Raw genomic sequence first — 1,943 nt, 5'->3', positions numbered from 1 at the left:
GCGCGGCCATGGACATGCCGTCCGCTGGCCTCCGACGTAATCCGCTCCCACTGCGAGGTGTCGCCCAGCTTGTAGAGCAGCATCGCGGCCTCGGGAAGCGCAACGGTCTCGGCGAGGCGCTTGGCCTCCGTTCTATTGCCTTGATCGGCGGCAACCTGTGCCAGCCCGAGCGTCGCACGGCGGTCGTTGGGAAATGCCTCCAGAGCGGCTTCGTAGGAACTTTTAGCTTCGTCAAGGCGACCCAGCGAGGCATAGAAAGCTCCGAGGCGACCATGGAACCAGGCGCGACTTGGGCCAGCGGCTTCAAAATTTGCCTCGACGAGATTCAGGGCGCTCTTGTAGGCGTCTTCGGCAAGCGGTGTCTTTCCCACCAGCTCCCAGAGACGGGCCTGGAGGGCACGGATCACCGGATCGGTGGGGCGCTGAAGCGCTGCATCTCCTAAGCGCTTTCGCGCTTTATCGTAGTTGCCGAGCTCGATATCGCACTCGGCCTCTAGAGCTCCATCACCGAGTTTCTCGGCAACAGCATGGGCTTCGGTGAAGGCATGACGGCCCATGAGCGCCTTGGTCAGCGCCCAGAGCCCAATCGGGTTGTTGTGGCTCCGCACCGAGAGCGAGCGGCGTGCGCTCGTCTCGGCCCGGAGAAGATCGTCGGGATCGCCCAGCTCACTCTGGCGGCGCAGATACGCGCTTGCCAGCATCGCCAGCCCCGTGGCCCCCTGCGGATCGGACTGAGCGCGGGCTTCTAAAAACCGTACGCTTTTCTCGACCTCCGTAGGGTCATACGGAGCATGAGCCGGTGTGGTTGGAGTGGTGGGCTTGGGCGAGAAGTGCTTTCCCGCCCAGAAAAGCCCCCCCACGGCAAAGACCAGCACATGCGCGATCCCTCGTCTCATGGGACTACCTCGGCTCTCCCAGGTAGGGGAAGGTGCTGGTGAAGTGCTTGCCGCTTGCCCCGACATTGTCGCTCGTCAGAGTTGGGATGTCTTTTTTATCGTCTGCAGCCAGCCCCAGTGCGGAGACCGTTTTGCCAAAGACCACGCCCAGCGAGATGTCTACCACGTCGTCGGTGAGCTTGCGCCCGCCGAACTTGCCGCCGGTCGCCCCGCCCGTCTCGGAGCCGAGATAGGCCGCTGAGTCGGTCTGATTGAGATCGGCAACCATCACGTCTGGCACAAGAACCGCCTTCACAACATCCGTGGTCGCTTGGGAGCGGCCCGCCGTGTTGGTCATGAAGTTCTGGATGTCGTTGGCAAGCTGGGTGCCGTCTTGGCTAGGCGCAATCTCGTTGTTGATCTTATGACGATCACCCGCCACGGAGGCAAAGACCTCGTTGACCGCAGGACGCGACAGACGGTCTACTTGCTGGAATGTCTCGATCTTCGAGGTGCTGCTACTGCCACAGCCCGCCAGAATCGCGATAGGGATTAGTAGGAATAGTTGTTTCATTTTATTTTTCTCCGTGAGCGTTACTTGCTCGTGGTGCACCAGACACCGATTTTGCCGTCAGCGGAGCCCTTGAGGGCGCTCTTGGGAAGCTCGACCACGATGGATAGAACGTTGTAGCCCGCGAGAAAGTCCTTGGCAGCGCCGGGAGCGCGCCATGTGGTGGCCTTGGGCTTATTCGCATCCGCCAGAGCAACCGCGACGCCGCTGATCGGGGTAGCACGGTCGGGGAGGATCGTGAAGAACTGCTCCAGGTCAAAGAAGAACGGGTCCTCGCGCACTCCGGCAAAGACCTGCATGTCGCTCATCGGAGAGAAAGCGCTATTGGTCATCCCCGTGGTGGTGGAGGGAGCCATTGCATCACTTACCGTGCCCGTGCGAGAAGGAGCCACAGGTCCCGCGATCAGCACTTTCTGGCCGATTCCAGTGTTCTCAAAGCGAGCCTGGATCACCAGGTCCTCCACTTTGTCGCCGGTGTTGTCTATCTTGAACTGGTA

The 1,943-nt window shown here is 61.1% G+C and carries 3 protein-coding genes; all 3 read right to left on the bottom strand.

Annotated elements, in window-relative coordinates:
- On the bottom strand, nt 1–896 hold an 896-nt coding region (locus tag RMO15_RS28530), incomplete at its 3' end, for a tetratricopeptide repeat protein (RefSeq protein WP_309721023.1).
- Nucleotides 897–900: 4 nt separating this feature from the next.
- The gene (locus RMO15_RS28525; RefSeq protein WP_309721019.1) at nt 901–1,449 is read right to left on the bottom strand and encodes a DUF4331 family protein; all 549 of its coding nucleotides are present in this window, start codon (nt 1,447–1,449) and stop codon (nt 901–903) included.
- Nucleotides 1,450–1,469: 20 nt separating this feature from the next.
- Nucleotides 1,470–1,943 (bottom strand): DUF4331 family protein (locus RMO15_RS28520; RefSeq protein WP_309721015.1); only part of this gene is annotated, 474 nt, incomplete at its 5' end.

This window comes from Armatimonas sp., assembly GCF_031410135.1.
Taxonomy (GTDB): domain Bacteria; phylum Armatimonadota; class Armatimonadia; order Armatimonadales; family Armatimonadaceae; genus Armatimonas.
This window is presented reverse-complemented; position numbering and strand designations above follow the sequence as displayed.